At 41.9% G+C, this 21,494-nt stretch carries 14 protein-coding genes; 6 read left to right on the top strand and 8 right to left on the bottom strand.

Annotation, left to right across the window (positions count from 1 at the left end):
• Nucleotides 1–86: 86 nt before the first annotated feature.
• Entirely contained in the window at nt 87–455 is a 369-nt protein-coding gene (locus E4K67_RS17685; RefSeq protein WP_135549055.1) for a hypothetical protein, read from the bottom strand.
• A gap of 262 nt (nt 456–717) precedes the next feature.
• On the opposite strand from E4K67_RS17685, the gene E4K67_RS31160 reads away from it, so the two are divergent.
• Entirely contained in the window at nt 718–846 is a 129-nt protein-coding gene (locus E4K67_RS31160; RefSeq protein ID WP_274594893.1) for a hypothetical protein, read from the top strand.
• Nucleotides 847–996: 150 nt separating this feature from the next.
• Here the strand turns inward: E4K67_RS31160 and pepT are convergent, their stop codons facing one another.
• A complete protein-coding gene (pepT, locus tag E4K67_RS17680; RefSeq protein ID WP_135549053.1) occupies nt 997–2,220 on the bottom strand; it encodes a peptidase T in 1,224 nt (407 codons plus the stop codon).
• Between the two features lie 208 nt (nt 2,221–2,428).
• Complete coding sequence (locus E4K67_RS31155; protein WP_274594892.1) at nt 2,429–2,554, bottom strand: hypothetical protein; 126 nt, start codon at nt 2,552–2,554, stop codon at nt 2,429–2,431.
• Nucleotides 2,555–2,718: 164 nt separating this feature from the next.
• Here E4K67_RS31155 and E4K67_RS17675 point away from each other — a divergent pair, with 164 nt between their 5' ends.
• Nucleotides 2,719–4,035, top strand: coding sequence for an aminotransferase class V-fold PLP-dependent enzyme (locus tag E4K67_RS17675; RefSeq protein WP_135549051.1), 1,317 nt, complete (start codon nt 2,719–2,721; stop codon nt 4,033–4,035).
• A gap of 64 nt (nt 4,036–4,099) precedes the next feature.
• On the top strand, nt 4,100–4,576 hold the full coding sequence (locus E4K67_RS17670) for a DsrE/DsrF/DrsH-like family protein (protein ID WP_135549049.1): 477 nt from the start codon (nt 4,100–4,102) through the stop codon (nt 4,574–4,576).
• Here E4K67_RS17670 and E4K67_RS17665 read toward each other — a convergent pair whose 3' ends face one another.
• A complete protein-coding gene (locus tag E4K67_RS17665; RefSeq protein ID WP_135549047.1) occupies nt 4,577–5,191 on the bottom strand; it encodes a ribonuclease H1 domain-containing protein in 615 nt (204 codons plus the stop codon). It abuts the gene before it with no gap.
• Between the two features lie 139 nt (nt 5,192–5,330).
• Between E4K67_RS17665 and nifJ the strand changes: the two genes are divergently transcribed.
• Entirely contained in the window at nt 5,331–8,852 is a 3,522-nt protein-coding gene (gene nifJ / locus E4K67_RS17660) for a pyruvate:ferredoxin (flavodoxin) oxidoreductase (RefSeq protein WP_135549045.1), read from the top strand.
• A 121-nt stretch (nt 8,853–8,973) separates the two neighbouring features.
• Here nifJ and E4K67_RS17655 read toward each other — a convergent pair whose 3' ends face one another.
• Entirely contained in the window at nt 8,974–9,138 is a 165-nt protein-coding gene (locus E4K67_RS17655; RefSeq protein ID WP_135549043.1) for a CDIF630_02480 family spore surface protein, read from the bottom strand.
• A gap of 358 nt (nt 9,139–9,496) precedes the next feature.
• Between E4K67_RS17655 and E4K67_RS17650 the strand changes: the two genes are divergently transcribed.
• Together E4K67_RS17650 and E4K67_RS17645 are read left to right on the top strand one after the other, a co-directional pair.
• Nucleotides 9,497–10,159 carry an AbrB family transcriptional regulator gene (locus E4K67_RS17650; RefSeq protein WP_135549041.1) on the top strand — a complete coding sequence of 221 codons (663 nt, stop codon included), beginning with the start codon at nt 9,497–9,499 and terminating at the stop codon, nt 10,157–10,159.
• Between the two features lie 373 nt (nt 10,160–10,532).
• On the top strand, nt 10,533–11,300 hold the full coding sequence (locus tag E4K67_RS17645; RefSeq protein WP_135549039.1) for an exodeoxyribonuclease III: 768 nt from the start codon (nt 10,533–10,535) through the stop codon (nt 11,298–11,300).
• 47 nt (nt 11,301–11,347) lie between these two features.
• Here E4K67_RS17645 and E4K67_RS17640 read toward each other — a convergent pair whose 3' ends face one another.
• From E4K67_RS17640 to E4K67_RS17630, 3 genes are all read right to left on the bottom strand, one after another.
• Nucleotides 11,348–11,725: a PH domain-containing protein gene (locus E4K67_RS17640; RefSeq protein ID WP_135549029.1), complete on the bottom strand. Its 378-nt coding sequence runs from the start codon at nt 11,723–11,725 to the stop codon at nt 11,348–11,350.
• A gap of 195 nt (nt 11,726–11,920) precedes the next feature.
• The gene (locus E4K67_RS17635) at nt 11,921–12,643 is read right to left on the bottom strand and encodes a class I SAM-dependent methyltransferase (RefSeq protein WP_135549028.1); all 723 of its coding nucleotides are present in this window, start codon (nt 12,641–12,643) and stop codon (nt 11,921–11,923) included.
• A 59-nt stretch (nt 12,644–12,702) separates the two neighbouring features.
• The gene (locus E4K67_RS17630) at nt 12,703–21,291 is read right to left on the bottom strand and encodes a GH36-type glycosyl hydrolase domain-containing protein (protein WP_135549026.1); all 8,589 of its coding nucleotides are present in this window, start codon (nt 21,289–21,291) and stop codon (nt 12,703–12,705) included.
• Nucleotides 21,292–21,494: the final 203 nt, after the last annotated feature.

Raw genomic sequence — 21,494 nt, 5'->3', positions numbered from 1 at the left:
ATGCTACCCGCAGCGGATGGGGGACCAAAAAAGGCGGCTCTTGCCGAGCCACCGTGGAGAATGAATAAAGCTAAGTTCATATGTCCTTAACTTAGTAAGCCTAGTTCCCTTTTTGTGCGTTCTGCCATTTGTTTAAGCATTCTTTCTCTATCACTAGTACAGAGAGGTCCATAAAATACGATCCCGTACTTTTCTAACATTTTTGCTTCTATTGCTTTTCTAGTACGCCCCACTTCGGGAACATACTGAGACTTTCTTTTGGCTTTGTGGAATTTCGCGTGATGAGCAATATCAATAAAGACTGCAAGATTTGCAGTTCTGTCGTCATCATTAACCTCGTTTAGATGGTGTACAATTTCAGTTTCTTTTAATTTTCTTTCTAAGTACCTCTCAATTATTAACCTAGAGATCTCCATTGTTTCGGTTCCACTATTCATGGTAATGCTGTCGCTCATAGTTGACTCCTTTCAAAGTGTTACCCAAACAAAAACAAGCAACAACTAATAGGATGGATTTTACTTTTCATCCCGCCAGTCAAATTGCTCTTATTTCAAAGGTAATTTAATAAATTTGATTTGTTTACTGTTTTAGTATACTATATCTTATTCAAAATCTCAATAGAATTCTCTTTTAAATTAAAAATCTTAGCATTATTTCTGAAATTTGGGAAATCCTAAGTCGAACAGAAATACCACTGTCTTTAAAGGAGATTACATTATGAGTAATAAGAAAACTGATAAATCCAGAACCCATGCAGCTAACGTCGACGACAACCGCCCAAATTCTGATCACGATCAGAAAAAGGTTCCAACGAGCGCTACAAATAATCCTAAGGACCGGGTTTAAAAAACCCAGTCCTTTTTTTTACTAGTCCGAAGTATAACTTCAGTCACATACTTTCGGGAAGCATAAGGGCAACTAAGGCGACCGCCGGCGCCTGAAAGCTTGGCGCTGGCCTTAGTTTTCTTTACACTCCAGTGAACTCGTACAAGTAGTCTATGCTTTTGAGTACATATCTATTATTTTCAGTATAACCTCCACAGATTTCTCCATAGCAAAGGTTGGGATAAACTCATATTTTCCATGAAAATTATGTCCACCCGTAAAAATATTGGGAGTAGGTAAACCCATATAGGAAAGCCTTGCACCATCGGTTCCACCCCGAATCGGGCGAATGTCAGGAACAACTCCAACTGCCTCCATTGCCTTTGAGGCAGTGTCCACAATGTGCTTCACTGGCTCAATTTTCTCTTTCATATTGAAATATTGATCCTTAATCTCAATAGTAATTGTATCTTTTCCGTATTTTTCGTTAAGTTTTTCCGCAATTTGCCGCATCTTTTCTTTTCTCTCGTCAAAAGAAGTCGGGTCAAAATCACGAATGATATAACGAAGTTCAGCATTTTCAACTTCCCCATGAATATTAGTTAAGTGGTAAAACCCTTCATACCCTTCCGTCTCTGCTGGTGTTTCATTCTTTGGCAATTGATCAGCATATTCCTGAGCAAGTAGAATAGCATTAACCATTTTTCCTTTTGCAGAACCAGGATGGATATTTCTCCCTTGTATACTAATTTTTGCTCCTGCAGCATTAAAATTCTCATATTCAAGTTCCCCAATTGGACCGCCATCTATGGTGTATGCAAAATCTGCTCCAAATTTCTCAATATTGAAGTGATCGGCACCTCTCCCTACCTCTTCATTGGGGGTAAAAGCGACACAAATCTTTCCATGCAGCACTTCCGGATGATTGGTCAGATAGTCCATCGCGGTTATAATTTCTGCAACCCCTGCTTTGTCGTCTGCGCCCAACAAAGTCGTACCATCCGTAGTGATCAGCGTTTTACCCTTATAGTTTAGCAGCTCGGGAAAATCCTTCGTAGATAATACGATATTTTTCTCTTTATGAAGTTGGATGTCGAGACCATTATAATCTTCAATAATTTGAGGATTCAATACCCGACCACTCATATCAGGGCTCGTATCGAGGTGGGCGATAAAGCCAAGAGCAGGAATAGCCTTATCAGTATTTGCTGCTAAATTAGCCATCACATAGCCGTTTTTGTCTAATGAAATATTCTCCATATTGATCATCTTTAATTCTTCAATAAGAGCTGTGGCCAATTCGATCTGCCCCTGAGTTGTCGGGACGGTATCCTCTTCGCTAGACATGGTATCAAATTTGATATACTTTAAAAATCTCTCTGTAACGCTTGTCATTTTTTAAATCCTCCGATATCTCAATTCTTAGGAGTCCAAATTTATAAGGCTATATATTTAATGAGCACTCCTAATATACTAGTTCTCAAAATGATGCCTTTAGACCTTCTTTTAATCATCGATGTTCAATTTTAGTTAACGAGATAACTTGGCTCCTACTAATTTAAGCCTCAAGATAAACTCGAGGCTTAAATTCTAGCCTATTAGTTTAAAAGTCACCCTTGCCAGCCTCTTTGGATTTCTTTTGTTCTTGTTTAGAGCCTGCGCTTCTAGAATCGTATTTCGCACTGGTGAGCCCTTTCGTGTGTTTTTGGATCTCGCCTGACTTTTTCATTAATCTACCTCCATGTATCTCCAATTTATAGTTTCTAAGATTAGTATGTTTCAGGAGCACAGATATCATGTAGTCAAATAATTAACGATAGTCACCTTTTCTCTAAAAACTAAATATCATGCAAGTAGAGAAATTATGATAAAATTTTTAGATTGGGTGATTACATGAATTACAAGTTGACGCAGTCCAATTATAGACATTTAGTGGTAGGGACTGAAACAAAGATCCCTATAAAGAACGGTCAATTCATATCCGCTATAAACTTTGACAATGCGGCTTCAACCCCTCCCTTTGTTTCAGTTATGGAGGAAATAAATAACTTTTCCAAGATGTATTCTTCCATTCATCGAGGCACTGGATATAAATCAAAGCTTTCTTCTCAGCTTTTTGAAGATGCAAGGTCAATCATCCTCAAATTTGTCAATGCCGACCCTCACAATGATACAGTAATCTATGTTAAGAATACGACGGAAGCGATTAATAAACTATCCTATCGTCTCTGGGATGGAAATAAGAAAAGCGTCATTTTATCGACCTGGATGGAGCACCATTCTAATGATCTCCCGTGGAGAAACAAGTTTCAAGTCGATTATGTTCAAACAGATTCGCTGGGGAAACTAAGCCTTGAGAATTTAGAGTATAAATTAAATAAACACAAGGGAAACGTTAAACTTGTAACCGTGACTGGAGCCTCCAATGTAACAGGCTATGTAAATCCGATACATAAAATAGCCGAACTGGCCCACCGCTACCAAGCAAAAATATTGGTTGATGGCGCACAGTTAGTCCCCCACAATGCCGTTAATATGAAGCCCAAAAATCCACTCCAGCATATCGATTATCTTGTATTTTCGGCACATAAAATGTACGCCCCCTTTGGCATTGGAGTACTTATAGGGCCCCAAGAAACGTTTACACGGGGTATTTCTGAATTTGTAGGCGGAGGTACGGCAGAAACTGTAACCCATGATTGGGTAGTATGGGAGAACCCTCCCCACAAGGAGGAAGCTGGCTCTCCCAACGTTATGGGCGTTGTCGCTCTCGTCGCAGCCATTAAAACCTTAACCGCCCTAGGCATGAGAAATATTGACCATTATGAGAATGAGCTTACGAATTATGCCAACACGAAACTGAGTTCAATCCCAGGGATTACACTCTACTCTCACACCGCTCAAGGAGAGCCAAGAATAGGGGTTATTCCGTTTAATATTAAAGGAATTGATCATGAACAAGTTGCAACTATTCTATCAAATGAGGCGGGCATTGCAGTTCGCACTGGTTGTTTTTGTACCCAGCCCTATATTCAACAGCTTTTATCCATTTCCCCGAAACAGATGGAGTTCTACAAAAACAATGAGAAAGCCCCCCGTCCGGGCGTGGTTCGATTAAGCTTCGGCTTATACAACGACTTTAGTGAAATCAATGTCTTAACCCATTTACTGGAAAGAATTATTAAGCACCCTAAAACTTACATCAACTGAGTGTAATATAATTCCTATTTCTACAAATAATAGGTTTGTATTAAATACTTAAGGGGTGCATGAATTGAATAAGAAAATGAACATCCTCATGTTTAGCGGAGACTATGATAAAGCGTTAGCCGCTCTCGTACTTGCCAACTCTGCCCGAGAGCTGGAGGTCGACGTCACCATGTTTTTTGCATTCTGGGGGCTATTTCTAGTTCGTGACCCTGAAAAAGGGGGAGCCGAGGATAAAAGTTTATACGAAAAGATGTTCGGGATGGTTACACCCAAAGGGCCTGAGGAATTACCTCTCTCAAAAATGAACATGGCTGGGCTAGGGAAATATATGCTTCTGGAGATGATGGAGGACGACAAAACCCCTTCTCTGACCGACTTTCTCAATGGAGCGAGGAAAAAGGGGGTTAAATTTTACGGGTGTAAATTATCGGTTGATGTCATGGGCTTTAAAGAGGACGAACTGATACCAGAGGTTAAAGTCATCACAGCAAAAGAATACTTAGCCGATGCCTTAAACTCTGACCTTCAACTCTTCATCTAATTACTTTGTACTTATTCCCAAAGCTTCTTTGGCTAGCCGGTCAACGTAATCGTTAAATCGATCTCCTGAGTGGCCGGCTACTTTTTTAAATTCGTAAAGCCCATGATGAGCTTTCATAAATGCTACGTAAGCTTGAGTAAACTTATTTTTCGCTTGCCAATCCCCATTAACCCAATGAGAAATTCCAGAATAATCGTGATAGATCAGGATACGGGCATTCAGTGTTTTAGCTTTTTCCACAGCATGTTGCACAGCCGCTAGTTCTCCAGCAACATTTCTCATACTAGCGGCTTCAAGGTCTTCCCCGACTCCATTGCTTTCAAAAACGACCTCGCCATCCTTAATAAAGGCATAACCATAGGAATACCTGCCGTTGACAAAACTTCCGTCCGTGTAAACTTCATAATCAATAGGACCTATACTGTTAATACTTCCGCTAGGATCAGCAGAAACTGTATCCCTACCGTTAAACCACTCCATGGCTTCAACCTTGGTTTCAAACCCTTTAAACACAGCTCCTTTATAACCCTTGACAGATGCTTGACATTCCGCCCAATTATTAAAGATACCTACCTTAGATCCTTCTTTAACGACGTAGTAATTTTTTTTACCCAAAGCTCGTCCCTCCTTAAACCTAGCGATCTCGATTAATTCCGTAGATAATGATCCTTTGATGAATGATATTCTTCTAATAATAAAATAATAGGTTAAAGATGATCAAAACACAAACCATAAATGAAGGAGGACTGTCCCCTTGACAAAAGTAATGAAAACCATGGATGGAAATCAAGCCGCTGCATTGGCTTCTTATGCCTTAACCGAGGTAGCCGCGATCTTTCCGATTACTCCGTCTACCCCAATGGCTGAAGGAGTCGATGAGTGGTCTGCACATGGTCGGAAAAATTTATTTGGTCAACCCGTAATAGTGTCTGAGCTGCAATCAGAAGCGGGTGCCGCAGGAGCCTTGCACGGTTCATTGCAAGCGGGGGCACTCTCAACTACCTATACCGCTTCTCAAGGTCTACTCTTAATGATCCCAGATATGTATAAATTAGCTGGAGAATTGTTGCCAACAGTATTTCATGTAACCGCTCGTGCTATTGCTGCGCACGCTTTGTCTATCTTTGGAGACCATCAAGATGTTATGGCTTGTCGGCAAACCGGTTTTGCCCTCCTAGCTTCTTCAAGTGTTCAAGAAGCTCATGATTTAGCTTACACCGCACATCTTTGTACTATTAGATCCCGGGTTCCCTTTCTCCATTTTTTTGATGGTTTCCGCACCTCACATGAAGTACAGAAAATCGAAATGATTGATGAACAAGATATTGCCAAGATTGTTGATTGGCAAGCCATTCAAGCCTTTCGTGATCGTGCTCTATCTCCAGAACACCCAGTCGCCCGTGGGACTGCCCAAAATCCGGACATTTATTTCCAAGGACGAGAAGTTGCTAACCCTTTTTATGAAGCAGTTCCAGACATCGTCGAAAACTATATGCAAGATATTAAACAAATTACGGGGAGAGTGTACCATCCATTTGATTATTATGGTTCTCCTGATGCGGAATCAATTATCGTCGCCATGGGCTCTGTCTGTGAAACAATTGAGGAAACACTTGATTATCTGATGGCCAAAGGGGAAAAGGTTGGACTTATTAAAGTTCGTCTCTACCGACCGTTCTCAGAGAAACACTTCTTGAAGGTTCTGCCAAAAACAGTGAAGAAGATTGCCGTCCTCGATCGCACCAAAGAGCCGGGATCACTTGCTGAACCCTTATGCCTTGATGTCGTTCATTTATTTTATAATAGCGAAATTAAGCCTCTTATAATCGGAGGTCGCTACGGTCTAGGTTCAAAGGATACCCGCCCTGCCCAGATCATTGCGGTCTATGATAATCTCAAGCAGACCCATCCCAAAGATGGGTTTACCATTGGAATCACAGATGATGTCTCAAACACCTCGCTTCCAGAAGTAGATCTAGTTGAAACAGCACCTCTTGGAACCATTAGTTGTAAGTTCTATGGATTGGGTTCGGACGGAACAGTCGGAGCCAATAAATCAGCTATTAAAATAATTGGGGATAAGACGCCACTTTATGCCCAAGGTTACTTTTCGTATGACAGTAAAAAATCTGGTGGTACAACTATATCCCACTTGCGTTTTGGCAAGAAGCCCATAAAATCCACCTATTTGGTATATCATGCGGACTACATTGCTTGCCATAATAAATCATTCATTTACAATTATGATTTATTAAAAGGGCTTAAACCTAATGGCGCCTTTGTTTTGAATTGCCCATGGCAACCTGAAGAATTAGACAGGGAACTCCCCGCTTCGCTTCGTCGAAAGCTCGCCAAAGGTAATATTAATTTCTATACTATTGATGCAGTTAAAATTGCCTCCGAGATCGGTCTAGGCAATCGGATCAATATGATCATGCAGGCTGCGTTCTTTAAGCTGGCCAATGTAATCCCCGTCGAAGACGCCGTCAACTACTTAAAGGACTCCATCGCCAAAACATACGGAAGTAAAGGGCAAAAGATCGTAGACATGAACCATGAGGCTGTAGATCGTGGTATAGAATCTATAAAAAAGGTATCTATCCCTGACACTTGGGCCAATGCCAAAGATGATAAAATTCCGACCGTTGACGAACCTGACTTTATTAAAAACATCCAACGTCCTATGGCCCGAAATGAAGGAGACGATCTGCCCGTCAGTACTTTCGTGGGAATGGAGGATGGTACCTTCCCTGTGGGTACAACCACTTATGAAAAACGTAGGATAGCAGTTATGATCCCTGAGTGGCAAATTGACAAGTGTATCCAGTGCAACCAGTGTTCCTTCATTTGTCCGCATGCCACTATTCGGCCGTTCTTACTAAGTGACGAGGAGAAGGCCAAAGCCCCAGCTAGTTTCGAGACGAAGAAACCACTCGGTAAAGGATTAGAAAGCTTTCACTATCGGATTCAAGTCGATCCGCTTGATTGTACGGGATGTGGTAACTGCGCCGATATCTGCCCTGCACCGGGAAAAGCCATCATCATGCAGCCAGCTCAATCTCAAATTGATGCCCAAACGGACAACTGGTACTATGCCTTCAGTGTTACAGAGAAAAAAGTTATGGATCCTAAAAGTCTTAAAGGCAGTCAGTTTCTGCGTCCGCTCTTTGAATTCAGTGGAGCTTGCCCAGGGTGTGGAGAAACACCGTACGTCAAACTAATAACTCAACTATTCGGTGACCGTATGATGATCGCCAACGCCACGGGTTGTTCTTCCATTTACGGAGCTAGTGCTCCTTCTATCCCCTATACTACAAATACTGAGGGTAAAGGCCCTGCCTGGGCTAATTCTCTGTTTGAAGATAACGCCGAATATGGTTATGGCATGCACCTTGGCGTTAAACAACTTCGCAATAACTTGGCAAATTTAATAAAACAATCCTTAACAACCCCCATTCCTGAAAACCTTAAAGAGGCTTTCCAAGAATGGCTAGCTGGCAAGGATGATGGAGAAGCCTCAAAGACTGCAACTGCAAAGGTATTAGCTGCCCTAGAGACTATTCCAGACTCAGCTAAGGTACATGTCCAAGGGATCCTGGCTAAAAAAGATTACTTAACTAAACGGTCACAATGGATGATCGGAGGGGATGGTTGGGCTTATGATATCGGCTACGGAGGATTAGACCATGTCTTGGCTTCGGGAGACGATATTAACATCCTCGTACTCGACACAGAAGTCTATTCCAATACAGGTGGCCAATCCTCTAAATCCACGCCGACAGCTGCCGTTGCTAAATTTGCAGCTTCAGGTAAGAAGATTCGCAAGAAGGATCTCGGCATGATTGCCATGACTTATGGCTATATCTATGTCGCTCAAATTGCTATGGGGGCTAATATGAATCAGACAATTAAAGCCCTTACGGAAGCTGAAAATTATAAGGGCCCCTCTTTGGTCATTGCCTACTCCCCTTGCATCAACCATGGTATTCGAAGTGGGATGGGCACCTCGATTGCAGAATCAAAGAAAGCAGTAACTGCTGGATATTGGCATCTCTACCGCCATAATCCTCTGCTCAAAGAAGAAGGAAAGAATCCATTCATTCTTGATTCTAAAGAACCTACTGGTTCCTTCCAGGACTTCATCCAAGGTGAAGTTCGTTACACTAAATTAAATTCTACCTTCCCAGATATTGCTGATGAATTGTTTAAGGTAGCTGAACGGCATGCCTTAGAACGCTATCAATCGTATAAACGTTTGACAGAAATGCAGTATTAAAACATAGAGAAGTATTATTTATAAGAACCGAGGCCTTACGGCCTCGGTTCTTATATTACACTAACATGACTGAAATTTGATCCGTTAGTAAAGGCGCGATACATCGTGCCTTTACAGTTTCCTATTTTTGATTTGAGTCGACCCATTCTTTGGCATTCCCAACTTGTACATCGCTAGGAATTGAAACGTTTGATATTTCCTTAAGTTTTTCGATATTTGCCCATGCAGCCGTAGTATGTTGTTCGATAGGTCTCAGCCTAGGGTGTTCTTTATTTTTGTCATTCATAAACTATCATTCCTCCTTCTTATTATTTAGTATGATCAGTCAGAAAGAATAACATTCCAATCATTAACGCATAACTTAATAATATCTTTGGCCATTCCTCAAATTAGTTCTCAATCTGGGTTTTGTGCAATAGACTTATTCTTAAACACATATCCTTTCAAGTGAACTCGTTCGACTAAAGATTGAGTACAATTCTCGATTGTAATTGAAGTCTCTCAATTTAAGTAAAATTAACTAAATATTTCGAAAACATAGAAGGATAATTCAATTTCTTGCCGAAAATCTTTATATACAACAAATGTTAACGCAACTTACTAAAATGTCTGTAAACAAAAACTATTTTTAAGGGGGAATAACTATGGAGACTTATCGAGTAAAGGTTGGCGCACAAGGAGAAATCGTTTTACCCCTAGAATTGCGCAAAATCTTTGGACTAGTTGCTGAAGATACTTTAGATTTATGTGTCGATTCAGAAGGCAAGGTTTTTGTCCGAACAGCGGAGCGCTCTGTTCGGCCGCTTTCAGATTTCTTTGAGGATTTGATAATCGGGGATTTGCTTGCTGATGGGTGTAATGGGGATTGTTTAAAAGCCAAACTTTTAGAGTGTAAATTAAAACTAAGTACCGTACTCGATCGCTTATCTGAAGAGGCCCACAGAGCTCACAAAAATGGTCAATCCGTCAAGTGGTGGGAAACTCAAGCTCTCTCGCCTCTGGGTATTAAAAAGACGTTCGATGGGACCTATAATGTAATGTTAACCACCCGTAGCATCCATGATTTAGCCGTACTTCGGGAAGAAGAACTTAGTGAGATTCCTGAGGTCTTTCAAAACTTAGAATTGGACCCCATGGCTTTTAAGCGACTAAACGGACCTTATTACGAGACCTACCGTGTTTCTTTCCGTTGTAGATCTAAAGAATATCGGGTAATCTACACCGTCTTTGCCGCAGAAAATCTAATCACGGTACTAACAATCGGAGCTCGAGAAGTCCTATATGATCGGCTAAACGGTATAGCATGAGCTAAGCTAAGCTAAGCTAAGCTAGGCTAATCAGTCAATTATTTAATTTTGCGTCCATGGCTATCACACTTAGAGACCTTAGTGAAGAATAGGGCTGTAACAAACTTGTTTTAACAGTTTGTTACAGCCCTATTTGTGCTAGAATCCCTTGGTATTCAAAACCATAAGTGTTATGGTATTCTTGGGACGTACCGACTTATGCCAATATAATTACCAAGCTATGTCCGTCACCCACGGTTCTTTGTAGTATTAGTCTATCCTCAGTAACCAGCGACGTTTAATAGGCAAGACCCATCAGTCTAGCCATATTGCCACTCTGCTTCCCTAATATCGCAAAGAATTCTCCATATATAGAAGATGAGGAGTCGTTATTATGACAAAATTTATTTCATGGAATGTCAACGGAATTCGTGCGTGTATTACTAAAGGTTTTCTGGATTATTTCTCTGAAGTCGATGCTGATATTTTTTGTCTCCAAGAGATCAAACTCTCACCGGATCAGCTTGAACTAAACTTAGCCGGTTATCAGCAATATTTTAACTATGCTGAGAAAAAAGGCTACTCCGGAACAGCCGTGTTTACAAAAATACCCCCTCTAAGCTGTACCTATGGCCTAGGAATTTCTGAACATGACCATGAAGGCAGGGTCATCACCTTAGAATTTGACGATTTTTATCTGGTCAATGTCTACACGCCTAATTCCAAGCCAGAATTGGCAAGACTGGATTATCGAATGGTTTGGGAAAATGATTTCCGAGAGTATTTACAAGCACTCGATGAGCAAAAGCCCGTGATTCTGTGTGGGGACTTAAATGTAGCCCATCAGGAAATCGACCTAAAGAATCCTAAAACTAACAAACGCAATGCAGGCTTTACCGATGAAGAAAGAGGCAAGTTCTCACTGCTTCTGAATGCCGGCTTTATAGATTCCTACCGTTATTTATATCCTGACAAAGTAGGCTACTCCTGGTGGTCTTATCGCTTCAATGCCCGCCCCAAAAACGCGGGCTGGAGAATTGATTACTTCTGCACTTCAGAACGGTTGAAAGCCAGAGTTCTCAAAGCAGAAATCCATGACACCGTGATGGGTTCTGACCATTGCCCTGTAGAGCTTGTGATATCTGATACTCTACGCGACTAAAGTCATCAGCTTCTTAGGTACGTAGACGAAATCATATAGCAATAAATTCAAGCAAGAACATAAGTTGCTAAAATAGCTTGTAACGCATAAATATTTAAACTTTTATTAAATTTCTTTTGCATTGGAATTGGATTTCCTGAAATATAAATTTTCAATTCCGCATCCAGATCAAAATTACCTGCAGTCTCTATACTGAAATGAGAAATACTTTTGTAAGGTATAGAATGATACTCGCACTTCTTACCAGTAATTCCTTGCTTATCTACAAGAATCAATCTTTTGTTGGTAAAAATAAACATATCTCTAATTAGTTTGTAAGCCTTTTCAATAGTTTCATTCTCGCCAATTATTTTATCATATTCATTATTAATATCACCGATATTTACCTCTGAAGCATTACCTAATAGACCATCAAATATCCCCACATTAACCTCCAAGTTACTTTTTTCACTATTATATAATTAATTCTAACAAATTACCACCATTGGTCCTAACCAATACCCACCCGGGCTTGTTACGTAAAGAAAGCCAGTACCTTATGACAAATAAGGCTACTGACTTTCTCCTTATATTTATTCAGATGTTATTCAGTAGGTTAGAAAAAACAATTTGGGCCGTATTCAGCTAATTATTCGTTTCGCCTCTAAAACAGTTGCTGGCGAATCTTCAGTCCAGACATCTTTGTCGAAATTCCCCCATAATCCGGACACTTCCCAACCAGTTTCTAACAAGGCTTTTTTTAGGCTATCGCATTTGATTGGGAACAGAAGGTTAGTCCCTGAAACACCTTGGCTCGTATCTGGAAACTCAATTTTCATGTTGAAATCTAACATTCCATCGAGCCGATAGGTATAGTTTCGATAAAAAGTTAAGTGTGAAGTCTTAATCAAAGGTAACTCTTTGACCTGCTTAGCAAGAATCCGATCGTAATTTACGGTTTGTACTAAGAGTTGAGTTCCCTTTTCCCCAAATTGGGCCAACACCTGCTTTAACTCAATTTCTCCAGACACATGTGCTAACGTATTGCCTAGGCAAAATATTCCATCAAATTTTTCGCTGATACTACTTAGGTCCCCCATATCCGCAATGGAAAATGTTGCAGTACTTCCGTTCTCATGTGCCTTTTTTTTAGAGATCTCGACCATTTCATCGCTTAAATCCACACCATGTACTCGTACCCCACTTTGGCTTGTTTCTATAGCAAATGTTCCTGTACCACATCCGATATCGAGTACCGATTTAAGAGATTCCCGTTTCACATAATCGTGTAAAAACGTTTTCTGTGGTTCCTTCAACGGAAATATTTCGTCGTAATGATCCGACAATGCGCGGTAAAAATCCATTCTCTTCATCCTCTCTCAAGTTACACAAAAACCCGAGGGACCTCGTCTCATCGATCTACTTACAACGTTAAACGAACAGTATGAATTTGACCGTCATCCTGCAATAAAATCTCAGGTTCCAGCAACACTTCTTCATCTAAAGTGATTCTTTCACACCCAGTCATTCTATTCATTGGATTATCGATAAAAATCTCATATTTTGTCGTTTGATACTGATATGTTAATCGATAGCCCGGCCAGCGACTTGGAATGCACGGCTTCAATACCAATTTATCTCCTTGGCGTTTAAAGCCTAATATTCCCTCTAACCCAGCTTGATACATCCACCCAGATGCTCCAGTATACCACGTCCATCCTCCCCGACCAATATGAGGGTACGAGGCATAGACATCAGCCGCGACAACATAGGGCTCAACTTTGTAGCGATTAACCTCATGTTCAGTACGAGCGTGATGGATGGGGCTTAACATTTGGAACAATTCCAAGGCCTTGTCCCCTTCCCCCAAACTTGCGTAGGCCAAGATAGCCCAAGTCGCTCCGTGCGTGTATTGCCCACCATTTTCCCGAACCCCTGGAACATACCCTTTTATGTATCCAGGATCAGGCAGGAACTTATCAAAGGGCGGGGTAAGTAAAAGGAGAACCCCGTCTTCTTTGCGCCATAAGTAATGTTCTAAGGCCAGCATAGCGTCCTGGGCCCGTGTAGGCTTGGCGGCTCCTGATAGCACAGACCAGGACTGAGCGAGAGCATCAATCTGACATTCCATATTTTGCGAAGATCCTAAAGGTGTCCCATCATCAAAATAAGCGCGTCGGTACCAACCGCCATCCCAACCATGCAATTCCATATTCTGTTGAAGTTCTTCCGCTACACGTCTATAGCGCGTTCCTCTCTCAATATCCTTATGATCATCACATAGCCTAGAAAAGCGGGTTAACGTTAGATATAAAAACCACCCGAGCCAAACACTCTCTCCTTTTCCCTTGATACCAATTCGACTAAATCCATCATTCCAGTCTCCAGAACCAATCAAGGGTAACCCGTGTTCCCCAAATCGCAACCCTCTCTCGATCGCCCTAAGGCAATGCTCATACACAGTTCCCTGCTCATCTGAAATTCTCGGAATCGAATATCTTTCATCTTCATCCTCTTTGAGGTGATCATCCTCAAGAAAAACATTTGTTTCTTCCAAAATAGCAGTGTCCCCAGTGCGTTCTATATAATGAGCAGTTACATAAGGCAACCATAACAAATCATCCGAGAATTTTGTTCTTATCCCTTTTCCCGTCTCAGCGTGCCACCAATGCTGAACATCCCCCTCTACAAACTGATGACCACAATGGAGAATAATTTGTTTTCGGGTAGCCTCTGGAGTCGTGTAGACAAGGGCCATCACATCTTGAAGTTGATCCCTAAAACCGAATGCTCCTCCGGACTGATAAAGCGCCGATCGAGCCCATACGCGGCAGACTACTGTCTGATATAGTAACCAACGGTTAAGTAACAAATTCATCGCCGGGTCTGGCGTGTGCACTTGAACATTTCCTAGCAACTCGTCCCAATACTTCTTAACTTCCTCAATCGTCTCAGTAATCATATCTGGCTTTTCAAAAGAAGTTACAATTTTCTCGGCCTCTTGACGATTTTCGGTCTCACCCAGTAAAAAGGTGATGGTCTTGAGCTCACCGGGAGCTAATGTGAATTTGAGTTGTAGAGCACAACAAGGATCAAGCCCTGCTCCAACGGTTTCTGAGAAGAGGTCCAGTTTTAGACCCATGGGATCTTCTAAAGATCCGTTACGTCCGATAAATTCAGAACGATCTCCTGTATAACTGGTGATTTGAGCTCCTAAAGCACTTAAAAACCCTATCCTTCCAACAAATTCTTCTTGAAACGTGTTTCGAGCATAAAAGATATTCCGTTCTTTATCGTAGTCCGTCACCAGATAGGGCGCCGTAAGCTGGCGAGCCACGCCCATAACCCATTCTGCATAATAGATTGCACTTAAACTTAAGTCTTGATTTGTAGTGTTCGTAACTTGTAATTCAATGACCTTCACTGGCTGTTCCAGCGGGATAAAGAAACGCAGAGATTGCTTAACCCCATGGCTATAATGTTCAAAAATAGAATACCCTTGACCATGTCGAATAGTATATGAACCCTTTTCACGTTTAGGACTCGCAGTCACGGACCAAGATTCGCCGCTTTGTTCATCACGTAGGTAAAGGGCTTCCCCCGCAGGATCTAAAATTGGATCATTTGACCAAGGTGTGAGCTTATACTCTCTGCTATTAAGTGACCAGGTATAGCCGGCACCCACTTCTGATATTTGAAATCCAAACTTAGTATTAGCAATGACATTAATCCAGGGCAAGGGAGTGTTCATACCTTCTTGTAGATGGATAATATATTCTTCGCCATCTTCACTAAATCCACCGTATCCATTAGCAAATTGCAGTTGACCTATCGTTCGCTCCAGAGCTTCTTCGCGAAACTCACAAGTTCTTTCCTGAGCAATTTTGGGGTGATTGGCCTTTTCTTGTACATCCTCCTCGCCCTGCTGCCCTACCTTTCCATTCATCAATTTCCTTTTTTTACGAACTTGAATTGAACATGATCCTCCTTCCCCATTAAAAGTCATCCGAGCCACTGCACAGAGTAGATTGATATCCTCTGGCAAAACATGGTCTTTTTGCAGTAAAAAGACTCCACCGGACCGATTTAATAAGTCTCGGGCATGCCCCATGGAAACTAAATCCCTCAAGTTATCTTGGAAGGCTTGAAGGTAACCGCTCTCATCTTCATTTAGAACGACAAGATCAGCAAACAGTCCCTTAAGTCTCCAGTATTCATGGATTGTTAAAAGCCTTCGTACTAAATCTAAATTCTCGACACTCTTTACTCGCACAAGGACAATAGGCAGATCTCCTGAAATAGCATATGGCCATAAAGAAGACTGTCCTTTACTATTATTCTTAATGTATTCCGCCACATCACTGCGGCAGGGACTTAGATAGAGCAAATGCCCCCCAAGGCTTAAACCTTCGTTTGCTTGTGCTGCAGTCATATTTAAATGACGAAGCTCCATTTTGCTATGTGTCCAGGCTAGTTCAAATGCTCTATTAACGGAAAGCGGATCTCTGTATTTTTCGGCAATTCGGATTATATCCTCACGATTATCCGCATATCCAACAGAGAAAGAGACTCGAACTGTTTGCCCAGGAGCAATCCTAACTCTTTGACGCAAGCTCATCATTGGGTCTAGCACCGCTCCAACAGTATTGGACAAGGGATGATTAGCATCTAAGGCTTGAGGCGTGGCGAGACTTCTTCCTCGTCCAATAAAACGTGCGCGGTCAGTCTCATATTGCAGTGAACCAACTTTTTCTCCCTCCGTCGCAACTGTATGCATGAGCCATAACCGAGCCTGTTTTTCACTGCGTGGCCTTCGTGAGGCCAGCAAAGCCTCATGTTCAAATTCGGTCTGAATAAAGAGATTGCCAAACGCCGGATGAGCTAAATCTTCACTTAACTTAGCCAGGACCACTTCAAAATAGCTCGTAACTTCCACGGTTCGTTCGTACTTACTGTGATTAGTCAAAGAAATACGACGCATTTCCGCTTGGTCTTCAGGAGACACGACGACTTCAGTATGAGTTGTTATGTTACCATCTTTACGCGAGAACTCTACCTTATCAGGGGCATAAGTCACCCTATAGTCCTCTCCAGAATTCCGGCAAGGGTGGTGCGTTGCGGACCAGAAGTCGCCTGAGTTTAGGTTTTGGATATAGAAATACATTCCCCAGGCATCTTGAGTCACGTCTTCACGCCAACGTGAAAGATTAATCTCCTGAAAGCGGCTGAACCCTGAACCAGCATTTGTCAGCATGACTGAATATTGGCCGTTAGAAATACTGTGCGTGACAGGAATAGGACTCTTTGCCGTCTCAATAATAATAAACTGGTTATTTTCTGGATCAGGTCCTTTAACTTGACCTTCTGTCACAACATGCTCCTCTTCTATGGGAGGTTTAGCTGGGGTATACTCTGGTAAACGTTCTTGGAGTAGAAGCTCTGTGGCTTGGATCATAGCTTCGCTGTGGAAACGCTCAGGCATGATATTATCATGCAATGCATTGTCAAGCGCTAAGAAACTCATGCCTTGATGATGAGCCATAAAACTTTGGATCAGCATAAACGGACGCCCACTAGGGATTCGTTCAGGGGTAAAATCAGCCGCTTCATATAACCCATACCGCCCGGCAAAACCCATTTTCTCCATCGTTGAAATATTTGATAAGGCATCACGCGGATTAACCATTAAGGCCATAAAGCTTGCATAGGGGGCAATCACTAGGTCCTGAATTAAGCCCCGTTTAAGACCAAGCCCTGGTACTCCGAAGGCTTTATACTGATAATTCAGCTGAGGATCGAAGGCGTAGAACCCGGACTCTGATACCCCCCAAGGTATGTTATGTTCTGCTCCATACTTCATTTGCACCTCAACTACGGAACGATAAGTTTCATCGAGAAGGGTTTCCTTATAATTCTGCATCACCAGTAGTGGCATTAAAAATTCAAACATTGTGCCACTCCAAGAAACTAAACTTCGGTTTCCTTTTACTAGGGTCAAAGAACGTCCGAGTTTAAACCAATGCTTGTGATTTACATCCCCTTTGGCGATAGCTATAAAGCTTGCTTGGCGTGCCTCTGAAGCCAACAAGTCATAATAAGACTTATCAAGCGTGCTTTCACCAACACGATAGCCAATCGAAAAGAGTTGACGTATTTCGTCAAACAACGGAGTGAAATCTGTTGCCATAGCCATCCTTTTGAGGCGTTCCTGTAGATCCGCGGTTTCTTGCTGATAACCTTGAATCTTCGTATGCGCGCCTTGAAGCATAGCCTTCATTTCTGATAAATCACCTAATTTTTCTATTTCCTCTAAATAGCACTTGGAGAGTTCATCTAAACTCGACGTTTTAAATAGACGCGCGTTCATAAGGGCGATTGCGTCAAGATGATTCGGTTCGTAGACCGATGGATAAAAATTTTGCGTCTCTTTGCGAAACGTTAGAACCATCGTTTCCAGACGACTTGCCCAATAAGCCCCCTCTTGGCTTAAATTATTTTCTAAAAAGGAGACTGGCCATAGGGACAATAGCTTCATCCAGTTCTCAAAATTCCATGCCTCATCGGACCCTAGCACTTGATCTAGGGCAACCCCAAATGTGTTAAGCTCCTCATAGGCATCTTTCTCAACCGCTTCAATCAGTAGGTTATAGGTATCCTGTAGCCCACGGACAAACTCTCGATCGATCAAAGGTTTGCTTAAGGTCTCAGTAAGACCAGCTTTTAACGTTAACAAATAGAGCACAAAATTCCCACTGTCCACGGTCGAGATATAGCGAGGTTCTAAGGGTACAAGAGTCTGAGTATCGTACCAATTATAGAAATGCCCCTTCCAAGGGTCGAGCCCCTCAAGTACTTCAAGGGTATTCTTAATTCGTTTATGCACCTCAGCTAAGGAAATGTAGCCGAAATCTCTGGCAGCCAAATTCGCTAACAGAGAGAGTCCTATGTTGGTAGGGGAAGTTCGATGGGCAACACCGTTAGGGGGCTCAATCTGAACATTATCTGGAGGAAGCCAGTGATCCTCACTGCCTACAAACTCTTCAAAAAAGGCCCAAATTTTTCTTGCCCAACGGCGCAAAGCCTGTTGTTCTGAAAATGAGAGACTCTCCTTTTTATGCTCTGTAGGGAAACTTACTCGATAAGCAACCCAAGGTGAAGCTAACCAGATTAATGCTAATGGGATAAATTGCCCTAGCTTCGTTGGAAACGAGTAGCCAATCCCTATAGAGGCAACGAAGACTAATAATATAACCGTCCACATCGTAGCAACCATTGTTTTATAACTAACATCTAAGCGTTTCTCTGTATCTGCAGCCGTCTCCCATTCTAACAGGTTTCGGTGTGAGATAACCTGTCGATAAACGCTCCGAATGATAGCATCAAGCATGCTAAAGGCCTGAAACGGGAGAAATACAAACTGGAGCGAGAACTGTGTCAACATAGCCAACATATCTTGACTCATGTTTCTCTTCCCCGCCTGGCCAAAGAGCTTACCGATTACATTCAAAACCATGGGCCAGACTAAACTTAACGAAATTAACCCTACCCATATCCACGGTTCCCCAGAAAGGACTGTGAAGGCTAAGATGAGAAGAAGTAATAGTGCTGGTGCTTCTAAACTTCTCCTTAAGTTATCGAAAATCTTCCAGCGCGAAACAAACGGGATAGGTTTAAATAACCAAGGTATAAGTTGCCAGTCTCCCCTTACCCAGCGGTGCAGGCGTCGTATATAAGCGAGGTAATTGCTAGGGTAGCCATCGACCAACTCTACATCCGTAACAAGTCCAGCTCTAGCGTACAAACCTTCAATTAAATCATGACTGAGGATGGTGTTTTCCGGGAAAGCCTTATTGGTTACTTTATGGAATATCTCAACATCATAGATTCCCTTGCCTGTGAAAATCCCTTCTCCAAATAAGTCTTGATAAACATCGGATACTGCCGTTGAGTAGGGATCAACCCCAACTCTCCCTGAAAAGATACGGGCAAATTTCGAGGCACCCGCGCACTGAATAGATACTCCAACCCGCGGTTGCAGTATCCCATACCCTTTCACTACCCTATCTTCACCCTCACTCAGCTCTGGAGCATGTAGCGGGTGAGCCAGAGTTCCAATGAGTTGTCTAGCCGTCCCCGGCGGTAACAAGGTATCTGCATCAAGAGTAATGACATAACGAATCGTTGACAAGATAGATAATTCCCCAATTTGAACGTCATAACTAGTTTCTCCATCTTGACGTAAAAGGCAGTTAAATTCAACCAGTTTGCCACGTTTTCTCTCCCACCCCATCCAGACGCCCTCAGAAGCATTGTAAATACGCTTGCGATGAAAGAAGTAAAACTGACTCTGACCATACTTGTTATTCAAGTTTCGGATTGCCAAAGTTGCAGCCTCAATTATCTGCTCATCCCCTTGAACGCTTTCCGACGAGGCATCACCAAAATCCCCTAGGAGTGCAAAATACAAATTCTCATCCCTATTAGCAAGATAATATACTTCGATTTGTCCAATCAGTTCGTTAACTCTGCCCACATTCGTTAACAGAGTTGGCACTGTGACCATCGTCCGTAATTCCTGAGGAATCCCATCCCTCAACTCTAGTTTAGGGAGAAATGTGGGGCGAAAAAGTAGGGAAGTAACCCAATTCACCACCGGTATGATCATAGTACTCGCCCAAATCAAAAGTCCTATAACAATTAGAATATAATATAAGGATAGCGGAGTTCCTTGAAGGGCATATGCTAAAGCCCAAACACTTAGACCTCCTACCCCGACCAACAAGCTACCAAAATAGTATAATACGGGCTTCTTCCGTATTTCTTTACGAATTTTACTTGCTAGATTGCGGGACTCTCCGAAATCTTGTTCTACTTCCCGTTCAAGTTCAATTCGTCCTAGTCCAATTAAATCATACCCTACATGAGAGGCTACTAGTTCCCCTTGCTCATGCGCCTTAACAGATCTTGATAACACTTTTCTTGCCACAACCAATTCCGAAACTTTAAAACGGCGGGCAATTTTTTCTACTATATGACGATAAAAATCTCGTGAATGAAAGTCCATTCTGCTATAAATGTTACTTGGATCCTTTTCAAATTCCCTTTCCACCAAACTTACTTCTTCAAAAAAACGTGGCCAGTCTTCTGCCGTGACAAAATGGATACTTAAAATAGCATGTCCCATAGAAACTTGGTACATAGACTGACGATGACGCTCGAGTTTTGCTAATTCTTCAATCGTTGTATCTTGCTTAGCGATAACTCGATCAACCCACTGCAACAGTGGAGCAGCGTCGACGCCAAGATCCCTCAAACGTTTAAGCATCTGTTCTGCATAGGCTGAGGAATATTCCTCTTGAGCTGTGAGTGTTTTTAGTATGCCATCCCATTCCTCAGGTCCATGCTCAGATTCTAATAGAGGCATCACCCAAAGATCTGCAGCTTCTCTTTCTGCTTGGGTGAATAGGATTTGTTCTGTTAACCTTCGAATATTCTCAAGTAAGATGATTCTCAACATAATTGGAATTGCCCATAGTTCCCCACTCGATAAAGGCACTTGAAGCTGATAAGCACTAATAAAAGCTTTGAGCGTATCACTTTGCAATTGACTATCCGTATGTTCGATAAGTTCCACTAATAACCCGTAAATACGTGGATATCCATGGAAATCCCCACTAGCATTTCTTGGCAATTGGCGCTCAAATTTATAGGGGAGATTCTTTTCAATATCCTCCTTTAAGTCTTTTAAACTATAAAAGTTATCCAATAACCATTCCGTAGCCGGTAAAACTTCCTGTGTCCGGGTTGAGTAATTCACAATATCCTGGTAAGCTTGCTCTAAAAACTTAATGTTCTGCTTAAATCTAGGCAATAATGTTCGTTTCGTTGAATTGGTCTCCTGGTGCGCATGTGAACGAGCAATCTCTTCGGCATGACTCAGGAGATCCTCCCTGTTTAAGACAATATCTTTGTATGGTTTATCTTTTGCAATGTAACGTGTAAATAACTTCATTCTTCGTCTCCGTCTATTTTTTTGCATCATTAAAGCATTATTCCCATTCCTCCCGACTTCATTCATCAAAAAATACTCTTAACCAATTCAGAGAGGCTTAAATGTGCGCGATATTAGAGACTTAGAGGGGGAACTATCGCAAAAAAACACTCTAACCAATTCTAATGGTTAGAGTGTTTTTTGCGAGGTTGGATGCACGAAGT

This window comes from Desulfosporosinus fructosivorans, assembly GCF_004766045.1.
Taxonomy (GTDB): Bacteria; Bacillota; Desulfitobacteriia; order Desulfitobacteriales; family Desulfitobacteriaceae; genus Desulfosporosinus; species Desulfosporosinus fructosivorans.
This window is presented reverse-complemented; position numbering and strand designations above follow the sequence as displayed.

Coding starts and splice junctions, on each gene's coding strand:
- E4K67_RS17685 (WP_135549055.1), bottom strand. CDS start 455: ATGAGCGACAGCATTACCATGAATAGTGGAACCGAAACAATGGAGATC.
- E4K67_RS31160 (WP_274594893.1), top strand. CDS start 718: ATGAGTAATAAGAAAACTGATAAATCCAGAACCCATGCAGCTAACGTC.
- pepT (WP_135549053.1), bottom strand. CDS start 2,220: ATGACAAGCGTTACAGAGAGATTTTTAAAGTATATCAAATTTGATACC.
- E4K67_RS31155 (WP_274594892.1), bottom strand. CDS start 2,554: ATGAAAAAGTCAGGCGAGATCCAAAAACACACGAAAGGGCTCACCAGT.
- E4K67_RS17675 (WP_135549051.1), top strand. CDS start 2,719: ATGAATTACAAGTTGACGCAGTCCAATTATAGACATTTAGTGGTAGGG.
- E4K67_RS17655 (WP_135549043.1), bottom strand. CDS start 9,138: ATGAATGACAAAAATAAAGAACACCCTAGGCTGAGACCTATCGAACAA.
- E4K67_RS17650 (WP_135549041.1), top strand. CDS start 9,497: ATGGAGACTTATCGAGTAAAGGTTGGCGCACAAGGAGAAATCGTTTTA.
- E4K67_RS17645 (WP_135549039.1), top strand. CDS start 10,533: ATGACAAAATTTATTTCATGGAATGTCAACGGAATTCGTGCGTGTATT.
- E4K67_RS17635 (WP_135549028.1), bottom strand. CDS start 12,643: ATGGATTTTTACCGCGCATTGTCGGATCATTACGACGAAATATTTCCG.
- E4K67_RS17630 (WP_135549026.1), bottom strand. CDS start 21,291: ATGAAGTTATTTACACGTTACATTGCAAAAGATAAACCATACAAAGAT.